The organism is Nocardioides panacihumi (assembly GCF_039530925.1).
Taxonomy (GTDB): domain Bacteria; phylum Actinomycetota; class Actinomycetes; order Propionibacteriales; family Nocardioidaceae; genus Nocardioides; species Nocardioides panacihumi.
The window spans coordinates 246,239-255,545 of record NZ_BAAAPB010000001.1 but is presented as its reverse complement, the minus strand read 5'-3'; the positions used below and the strand labels follow the sequence as shown (position 1 = coordinate 255,545).

8 protein-coding genes are annotated in these 9,307 nt (G+C 71.5%); 6 read left to right on the top strand and 2 right to left on the bottom strand.

Annotation, left to right across the window (positions count from 1 at the left end; all coding sequences use genetic code 11):
• The 5 genes from grpE to ABD205_RS01235 all read left to right on the top strand — a co-directional run.
• On the top strand, positions 1-514 hold a 514-nt coding region (gene grpE / locus ABD205_RS01255), incomplete at its 5' end, for a nucleotide exchange factor GrpE (RefSeq protein WP_344041583.1).
• Positions 515-648: 134 nt separating this feature from the next.
• A complete protein-coding gene (gene dnaJ, locus ABD205_RS01250; RefSeq protein ID WP_344041581.1) occupies positions 649-1,839 on the top strand; it encodes a molecular chaperone DnaJ in 1,191 nt (396 codons plus the stop codon).
• A gap of 3 nt (positions 1,840-1,842) precedes the next feature.
• Positions 1,843-2,280, top strand: a complete 438-nt coding sequence (locus ABD205_RS01245; protein ID WP_344041579.1) for a heat shock protein transcriptional repressor HspR — start codon at positions 1,843-1,845, stop codon at positions 2,278-2,280.
• A gap of 61 nt (positions 2,281-2,341) precedes the next feature.
• Positions 2,342-3,649 carry a DUF445 domain-containing protein gene (locus ABD205_RS01240; protein ID WP_344041577.1) on the top strand — a complete coding sequence of 436 codons (1,308 nt, stop codon included), beginning with the start codon at positions 2,342-2,344 and terminating at the stop codon, positions 3,647-3,649.
• Positions 3,646-4,539 carry an Abi-alpha family protein gene (locus ABD205_RS01235; protein ID WP_344041575.1) on the top strand — a complete coding sequence of 298 codons (894 nt, stop codon included), beginning with the start codon at positions 3,646-3,648 and terminating at the stop codon, positions 4,537-4,539. Before ABD205_RS01240 ends, ABD205_RS01235 begins: the two co-directional genes overlap by 4 nt.
• A 46-nt stretch (positions 4,540-4,585) precedes the next feature.
• Here the strand turns inward: ABD205_RS01235 and ABD205_RS01230 are convergent, their stop codons facing one another.
• Positions 4,586-5,191: a hypothetical protein gene (locus ABD205_RS01230; protein ID WP_344041573.1), complete on the bottom strand. Its 606-nt coding sequence runs from the start codon at positions 5,189-5,191 to the stop codon at positions 4,586-4,588.
• A gap of 224 nt (positions 5,192-5,415) precedes the next feature.
• On the opposite strand from ABD205_RS01230, the gene clpB reads away from it, so the two are divergent.
• Complete coding sequence (clpB, locus tag ABD205_RS01225; protein ID WP_344041571.1) at positions 5,416-8,040, top strand: ATP-dependent chaperone ClpB; 2,625 nt, start codon at positions 5,416-5,418, stop codon at positions 8,038-8,040.
• A gap of 105 nt (positions 8,041-8,145) precedes the next feature.
• On the opposite strand, the gene ABD205_RS01220 is transcribed toward clpB, so the two are convergent.
• The coding region (locus tag ABD205_RS01220) for a vanadium-dependent haloperoxidase (RefSeq protein WP_344041569.1) at positions 8,146-9,307 on the bottom strand (1,162 nt) is incomplete at its 5' end.

The following is a 9,307-nucleotide window of genomic DNA, read 5'->3' as shown; positions in this document are numbered from 1 at the left end:
CGACGGGGCCGAGGTCACGGAGTCGCTCGACGAGGTCGCGGAGGCCGCGGACAACGTCGACAGCGAGCTCGCCGATGAGGACCCGCAGGCGAAGTTCCAGCTGCGGATCGACGAGCTGACCGGCGACCTGCAGCGGCTCCAGGCGGAGTACCTCAACTACAAGCGCCGGGTGGACCGCGACCGCGAGCTGGTCAGGGAGAACGCGACGTACGTCGCGCTCGCCCCGATCGTCGACGTGCTCGACACGATCGACCGGGCCCGTGAGCACGCGCCGCTCGAGGGCGGCTTCAAGGCGGTCGCCGACCAGCTGGAGCGGATCGTCGCCGGGCTGGGGCTCACCAAGTTCGGCGAGCCGGGCGAGGTGTTCGACCCGACGCTGCACGAGGCGCTCTCGCACCTCGGCACCGACGCCGACGTCACGGAGACGACTGTGAAGGTGATCGCGAAGGCCGGCTACCGGATCGGCGAGCGCGTCGTACGTGCCGCGCAGGTCCTGGTCGTCGACCCTGAGTGACATCGAACCCGGGGTTGTGGTCCCCCGAACCCGGGGTTGTGGCCACCGCGGGGGCCACAACCCCGGGCTCGACAGGCAACAATCCCGGGTTCGGCGGACCACAACCCCGGGTTCGATGAAAGAGAGGAGGAGGGATGGCTGACGAGACCAACGGCTTCCGGGCCGACTGGGCGAACAAGGACTTCTACGCCGAGCTCGGCGTCAAGAAGGACGCGAGCGCGGACGAGATCAAGAAGTCCTACCGCAAGCTCGCGCGGGCGAACCACCCCGACTCCAACCCGGGCGACACCGCGAAGCACGAGAAGTTCAAGAAGGTCGCCGAGGCCTACGACGTCGTCGGCGACCCTGACAAGCGCAAGAAGTACGACGAGATGCGCTCGCTGTACGCCGGCGGCAACCCGTTCGGCTTCGGCGGCCAGTCGACGTACGCCGGCGGTCGGACCTACAACTTCGAGGACCTGTTCGGCAACGCGGGCGGCACGGGTGGGACCGCCGGCGGTGGCTTCGGCGACATGTTCGGCGACCTCTTCGGGCGTGGCCAGCGACGTACGTCGCGGCCGCGCGCCACGAAGGGCGCCGACATCGAGACGACCGCCACGATCGGCTTCGTCGAGTCGCTCGAGGGCGTCACGATCCAGCTGCGGCTGACCTCCGACGCGCCGTGCCCCGACTGCAACGGGACGGGCGGCAAGCCGGGGACCCGACCGCACGTCTGCCCCGACTGCGAGGGCGCCGGCTTCATCGTCAACGACATGGGTGGCTTCTCGGTCAACGAGACCTGCCCGCGCTGCGGCGGACGCCAGCTCATCTACGACGAGCCGTGCCCGACCTGCAAGGGCTCGGGGCGCGGGCTGTCCGGTCGCACCATCTCGGCCCGCATCCCCGCCGGCGTGAAGGACGGCCAGCGGATCCGGCTGCGCGGCAAGGGCGCGGCCGGCGAGTCGGGCGGCCCGAACGGCGACCTCTACGTCACGGTCAAGGTCACCCCGCACCGCATCTTCAAGCGCTCGGGCGACAACCTCGCCGTCGAGGTGCCGATCGCGTTCGACGAGGCGGCGCTGGGCGCGGAGATCAAGGTGCCCACGCTCTCCGGCACCCCGGTGACGCTCAAGATCCCCGCCGGCACGCCGACGGGTCGCACCTTCCGCGTCCGCGGCAAGGGCGCCCAGAAGAGTGACGGCACCAAGGGCGACCTGCTCGCCACCGTCGAGGTGCAGGTGCCCGCGGTGCTCGACGCCGAGGCACGTGCGGCCGTCGAGGCCTACCGTGCCGCGACGTCCAGCAAGCCGCTGCGAGCCAACCTCTTCGAGCAGGCCGGAGCCTGAGCCGTGCCTCCCCTGACCCCGGATCCCGGAGCCGCGGTCTACGTCATCTCGGTGGCGGCCGAGCTGACCGGGCTGCACCCGCAGACGCTGCGCACCTACGAGCGGATGGGGCTCATCACGCCGGGCCGCACCGGCGGCGGCGGGCGACGCTACTCCCACCACGACATCGAGCTGCTGCGCCAGATCGCGCAGCTGACCTCGGCCGGGATCGGCATCGAGGGGGTGCGCCGCATCCTGGAGCTCGAGGACCGGATCGAGGCCCTGGCGGCACGCAACGCCGAGCTCGTCGTCGAGCTCGAGGCGACGCGGGAGGCGTTGCGCCAGGTCGCCACCGGCCGGCGTACGCCGGAGAGCCCGATCGTGAAGCCCGCCAACAAGCTCCCCGTCCTGCGCCGTCCGGATCCCGACATGTCGGTCGTGGTCTGGCGGCGCGGCCGGTGACCGATCCCCGGGCCGGCCGCTAACCTCGTTCGGGTCCGGGGGAGGGCTGACCGACGAAGGGGTGAGCTTGGACTGGCTGCGCGAGTGGGCGTCCGACGTCCACTGGGTGGAGTTCGCGACCATCCCCGTGTTCACCGGCGTCGTCGGCTGGCTGATCAACTGGAGCGGCCTGTGGATGCTGTTCAACCCCCTCCGCTTCAAGGGCGTCCGGGTCCCGGGGATGCGCGAGTTCGCCTCCCTGCTGCCGCGCAAGGTGCAGGAGGTGCCGGGCATCCTGCAAGGTGGCGTCGGCTGGCAGGGCATCATCCCCGCACGCGCCGCCAAGATGGGGTCGATCGCGGTGGACAAGGCGATCGCCAAGCTCGGCACGCCGCGGGACTTCTACCAGCAGCTCGAGCCCGAGCGGATCGCCGAGCACATCGTCGATACGTTCACGCCCGAGGTGCCGCAGCTCGTCGACCAGGTGATGCGCGCCGAGCACCCGCGGCTGTGGCGCGACCTGCCGCAGCCGGTCCGTGACGGCATCGTCGTGCGCGTCCAGGCGCAGCTCCCGACCATCGTGGGACGCGTCACCGACGAGATCGGCGTCCACATCGACCAGCTCCTCGACCCGAAGTACATGGTCATCGAGCACTTCCGGAAGACTCCCGAGCTCGTCGTACGGATCTTCCGCGACTTCGGGCAGCGCGAGCTCAACCTGATGGTCGCGTTCGGCTTCGTCTTCGGCTTCCTGCTCGGCATCCCGGTTGCGGTGATCGACACGTTCTGGCACTCCTGGTGGACGCTGGCCGTCATGGGCGTGGTCGTCGGGTGGGCGACCAACGCCCTCGGCATGTGGCTGATCTTCGAGCCGCCGGAGCCGAGGCGGGTCCTCGGTGTGAAGGTGCAGGGGCTGTTCCCGCGGCGGCAGAGCGCGGCGGCGGAGGTCTACGCCCGCATCATCTCCGAGGACGTCATCACGCTGGAGCGGATCGGCGACTACCTGCTCGACGGCCCCTCGGGCGACCGCACCCGCGCGATGCTGGCCGCCGCCCTGCGGCCGGCGATCGACCAGGCGGCGGGCCCGGCCCGCGGGGCCGTCCGCGTCGCGGTCGGGACGCGACGTTTCGACACCATCCGCGACTCGGTCGCCCGCGAGGCGGTCGGCCGCACGCTGACGCCGTTCCAGGACGCCGCCTTCAGCCGCCAGCAGGCGGCACGGATCCAGTCACTCGTCGCGATGCGCACCAAAGAGCTGCCGCCGAAGGACTTCGTCGAGATGATGCGCGCCGCGATCAAGGAGGATGAGTGGATGCTGTACGCCCATGGCGCGATCATGGGCCTGGCCGGTGGCTTCCTCCACTACTTCCTCTTCAGGATGGTCCTATGAGTGACCTCGTCCCGCACCGCCGCTCACGGCTCGGCACCGTCGTCCCCGTCGTCGCGGCCCTCCCAGGGCTCACCCGGGTGGCGGCGACGGCGTCCGTCAACGCGGCCGAGTGGGGGGTGCGTACGTCGCTGCGGACCGGCTGGCGCGTCGTTCGCTCCGTCCGCGACCCCGCCGAGGCCGCCGAGCTCGTCCGGGAGGTCACCGCCGCAGCCGCGGCCGTCGGCGAGCTCGCCCACTCGGTCGCCTCGGGCGTGCCGGTGGGCCGGGCGCTGGTGGTCGCCGGTGAGTCGCTCGCGGACGCGTTCGAGCAGCCGCCGCCTCCGCCTCCGCTCTCTCCGCGCAGCCTGCGTGAGCGCGGCGCCGACCTGCTCGAGCGGTCGCGCGACGTCTGGTCGAACGAGCAGGGCCACCCGGCGTACGTCCGGATCCTCGAGGAGCTCGCCCCCGACGAGGGTCGGATCCTCCTGCTCCTGCTGCAGGGCGGCCCGCAGCCGTCGGTGGACGTGCGCACCGGCGGGGCCGTGCGGATGGGGAACAGCCACCTGATCGCGCCCGGCCTGTCGATGATCGGCATGCGTTCCGGGGTCCGGTACGCCGACCAGGTGCCGGCCTACCTCAACAACCTGTTCCGGCTCGGACTCGTGTGGTTCTCCAAGGAGGCGCTCAAGGACCCGCAGGAGTACCAGGTGCTCGAGGCCCAGCCCGACGTGCTCGGCGCCGTCCACTCGGTGAAGTTCGCCAGGGTGGTGCGGCGGTCGATCCACCTGACGCCCTTCGGCGAGGGCTTCTGCCGCACGTGCCTGGTGTCGGAGGTGGAGGCGGCCACGGAGGTGTTCCCCGAGCACGCGGACCCGGGCGAGGCCGAGGCAGCGGTGCCGCCGACGGTCTGAGAGGTGCCCGACCGGTCAGGGAGCGCCCGCCGCCCTCAAGGGGGCGTCAGGGAGTGGTGCTGCCGGGCACCAGGCCGCCGACGAGGCCGTTCACGGTGGTCGCGACGGTGCCGACGACCGAGTCGACGACGCTACCGGAGCCGCCAGTGGAGCCGGACCCGGAGTTGGAGCCCGAGCCCGAGCCGGAGGCGCTGCCCGAGCCACTGCCGGACGGCGTCGGCGCCGGGGCGGCATGGGTCGCGGGTGCGGAGTGCCCCGTCGGCGACGCGTGTGCGACGTCCGCGCGGTGCCGCCCGCCCGTGTTCGCACGCGGGGCGGTGCCGGTGGTCGCGGCCGGTGTCGTGGCCGCATCGGGGCGCGAGGCGGCAGCGGGCTTGCCGCGGTGCCGACCTGCGGACGGTGTGACGAACGCGGCCGGAGCCACGCGCGTGCCGTGCGCGACGACCTGTGGCGCCGGCGGGGTCCAGGTCTCGCGCGCGGAGGTCGTCGACCTCGTCGCGGGAGCGTCGGAGTCCCCCGGCAGGGCGACGGCGGCGACCGCACCGGTGGTCGCGACGAGGAGCGCGCCCAGCGGGACCGCTCGCGTCAGCGGGGGGCGTTTGATCGCGCGGCGTCTGACTGCCAGGTGCTTTCCGGGGTTCTGCTGCGTCACGTCGGGCTTCCTCCACCGAGATCAGGGGGTTGGTCTCGACCGTCCAATCAACCAGACAGGTGGTCGTCGGGCCAATCCGCCTAGTGCCCGGTCGACGCCGGAATCATTCGAAAAATGTTCAAAGTTGAGTGGAATGCACTCAACTCCTGGCGTGTTGCCACGGTGAGCAGCACACTTCGGATGCTGACCACCGAGTGACACGACACACAGGAGCAACCACCACGATGAGCCAGTTCGGCGTCGAGAAGTTCACCAACCGCAGCCGCGAGGCGATCGAGGCTGCCCAGCTCTCCGCCACGACTGCGGGGAACACCTCCACCGAGCCCATCCACCTCCTGGTCGCCCTGCTGCTGCAGCCGGACGGCACGGCCGCCAACCTTGTCGCGAAGTCGGGGGCCGATGCCGCCTCGCTCGTGCACGCCGCCAGCGTCGAGCGCGACAAGCTGCCGCGCGCGAGCGGCAGCACCGTGCAGCAGCCCGGCGCCTCGGCCGCACTGACGCGTGTCCTCGCGACGGCGCTCGACCTGGCGCCGTCGATGAAGGACGACTACGTCGCGACCGAGCACCTCCTCATCGCGCTCGCGACGGTCGACTCGACCGCCAAGCGGGTGCTGACCGACGCGGGCCTGAGCGCCGACGGGCTGCGGGACTCGCTGACGGCCGTGCGGGGCAACCGCCACGTCACGAGCCAGGACGCCGAGTCGACGTACGACGCTCTGGAGAAGTACTCCGTCGACCTGACCCGGGCCGCCGAGGAGGGTCGGCTCGACCCCGTCATCGGCCGTGATGCCGAGATCCGGCGGGTCATCCAGGTGCTGAGCCGGCGCACCAAGAACAACCCCGTGCTCATCGGCGAGCCCGGCGTCGGCAAGACCGCGGTGGTCGAGGGCCTCGCGCAGCGAGTGGTCGCCGGCGACGTGCCGGACAGCCTCAAGGGGCGTCGCGTGCTCAGCCTGGACCTGGCGGCGATGGTCGCGGGCGCGAAGTATCGCGGCGAGTTCGAGGAGCGGCTCAAGGCCGTCCTCGACGAGATCAAGCAGGCCGAGGGCCGTGTCATCACGTTCATCGACGAGCTTCACACGGTCGTCGGAGCGGGCGCGGGCGGCGACAGCCAGATGGACGCCGGCAACATGCTCAAGCCGATGCTCGCCCGCGGCGAGCTGCACATGATCGGCGCGACCACGCTCGACGAGTACCGCGAGTCCATCGAGAAGGACCCGGCCCTGGAGCGCCGCTTCCAGCAGGTGTACGTCGGCGAGCCGAGCGTCGAGGACACCATCCAGATCCTGCGCGGGATCCAGGAGAAGTACGAGGCACACCACGGCGTCCGGATCACCGACGCCGCGCTGGTCGCCGCCGCGTCGCTCTCCGACCGCTACATCAGCGGCCGTCAGCTGCCCGACAAGGCGATCGACCTCATCGACGAGGCGGCGTCCCGCCTGCGGATGGAGATCGAGAGCAGCCCGGAGGAGCTCGACCAGCTCCGGCGCCAGGTCGACCGGCTCAAGATGGAGGAGTTCGCGCTCGCGAAGGAGACCGACGAGGCATCCGTCGAGCGCCTCGTCGCCCTGCGCAAGGACCTCGCCGACAAGTCCGAGGAGCTGCGTGCCCTCGAGGCCCGCTGGGAGCGCGAGAAGGCATCCCTGGAGGGCGAGGGCGAGCTGCGCCGCCAGGTCGACGGGCTGCGCGTCGAGCTCGACCGGCTCACCCGTGAGTCGCTCATCGCCCCCGAGGGGCCCGAGCGGTACGCGCTGCTCGAGCAGCGCTACCAGACCGAGACCCGCATCAAGGAGCTCGAGCACCGCATCGAGGAGGCCGCCAACGCTCCCGACGAGCCGCTCGCGGGCACGGACAAGCTGGTCGGCGAGGAGGTCGGCGCCGAGCAGGTGGCCGAGGTCGTCGAGGCGTGGACCGGCATCCCGACCGGTCGCATGCTCGAGGGCGAGACCGCGAAGCTGCTCCGGATGGAGGAGGTCATCGGGGAGCGCCTGATCGGGCAGCGGACCGCCGTCCAGGCGGTGTCGGACGCCGTACGGCGCTCGCGGGCCGGGATCTCCGACCCCAACCGCCCGGCCGGCTCGTTCCTCTTCCTCGGCCCGACAGGCACCGGCAAGACCGAGCTCGCCAAGTCGCTGGCGGACTTCCTGTTCGACGACGAGCGGGCGATCGTCCGCATCGACATGTCGGAGTACTCCGAGAAGCACTCGGTCGCCCGGCTGGTCGGGGCGCCTCCGGGCTACGTCGGCTACGAGGAGGGTGGCCAGCTGACCGAGGCGGTCCGCCGCCGGCCGTACTCGGTGGTGCTGCTCGACGAGGTCGAGAAGGCGCACCCGGAGGTCTTCGACATCCTGCTGCAGGTGCTCGACGACGGGCGGCTGACGGACGGTCAGGGCCGGACGGTCGACTTCCGCAACACGCTGCTCGTCCTGACCTCGAACCTCGGCTCGCAGTTCCTCGTCGACCCGCTGATGGACGAGGACGTCAAGCGCGAGAACGTGATGGCCGTCGTGCGGGCCTCCTTCAAGCCGGAGTTCCTCAACCGGCTGGACGAGGTCGTCCTGTTCGACGCCCTCACCAAGGAGGAGCTGACCCGGATCGTCGACATCCAGCTCGGGGCGCTCGAGCGCCGGCTGGCGGTGCGCCGGATCACGGTCTCGGTGACCGACGCCGCCAAGGAGTGGCTGGCCGAGAGCGGCTACGACCCGGCGTACGGCGCCCGGCCGCTGCGCCGGCTCATCCAGACCGCCATCGGCGACCCGCTGGCGAAGCTGCTCATCGGCGGCGAGGTGTCGGACGGAGGCACGGTGACCGTCGACACGGGCGACTCGGGCCTGGTCCTGACGGTCTGACGGTCACGCCGCGACCGACCGACCCGCGGCGGGGTAACTCAGTGTTCCCCCAGGTGGACGACCGCTCCGACGGACGTCCACCTGGGCGAACGCTGAGTTACCCCCTTAGTGGTGGTGGTGGTGGTGGCGGTGGTGGTGGTGCCCGACCGGCTGGAGGGCGTGGCTCGCGACGTACGTGGCGGCGCTGGTGCCGAGCGCCCTGCCCTGGAGGTCGGCGTTGCGGTAGTGCAGCCCCGCCCAGATCCGGGCCTCGACGATCTCGTCGAGCACCTGCGAGAAGCTGGTGAACGTGCGGACGGCGGGGTCGCCGGGCTGCAGGAACGTCGACACGCTCGTGATCGAGAAGCCACCCACCGGCGCGTCACCGAAGAACATCCGCAGGATGCGCGTGTGGGAGCCGTCGAGGCACATGTGGCCGGACGGGTGCTCCGGGTACGGCGCCGAGATCAGCGGCAGCCAGGCCGGGTCCGGCTCCGTGCCGGGGTTGCCGTCCTCGGCCGCGCGCGGGATGGCGTTCCACGGCCGCCAGAAGTCCCAGTAGTACTTGTCGTTCCAGCAGTTGATCGACGCGTCGGCGCCGCTGAAGTCCTGCAGTGCCAGCAGTCGCGCGGTGTCGAGCGCGCTCAGGCCGTACCTCTCCGAGAGGGTGCGACCCACCTCGTTCCAGCTCCTCGACGGCGTGCTCTGCCACCAGCGGGCGATGTAGGTCTGGGTGGCGCTGCGGGCTGGGCTGTTGATCGCTCCGAGCGTCTTCACCTCGTTGACCTCGGCGGCGTACTGGGCGCTCGTGAGGCTCAGCGGACCCTGCGTGCGGAACTGCGAGGAGGACCGCGCGACGAACGGGTCCACCCCGCCCACCCAGGGCGTCGGGTCGAGGATGGGCTGACCGGCGGCGTTCAGCTGCGGCGCCCAGTGCCCGGGAGCGGTGCTCGGCACCCACGGTGACGGCCCGAACCGGCCGTCGTCCTCGCGGGCGGCGATCATCGCCGCGGCGGCAGCCTGGCCGGCGGCGACGCCCTTCGTCTCGGCCCGGCCGTCCGGTACGGCGGCCAGCGCGGCGGCGTACTGCGTGTCCAGCGTGGCGAGCATGGTCGTGCGAGTGGCGTCCGGGACGTTCGGGACCGTGGACAGGATGTCGTGGAGCACCCCGTACGACGCGGCCGCCACGGCGGCGTCCACCGAGGAGCGCGCGGAGAAGCGCCTCTTCAGCAGGTAGGGACGGTAGTGCTTCGGCCCGATGGCGTTGACCGCGTCGTAGACCGCTCCC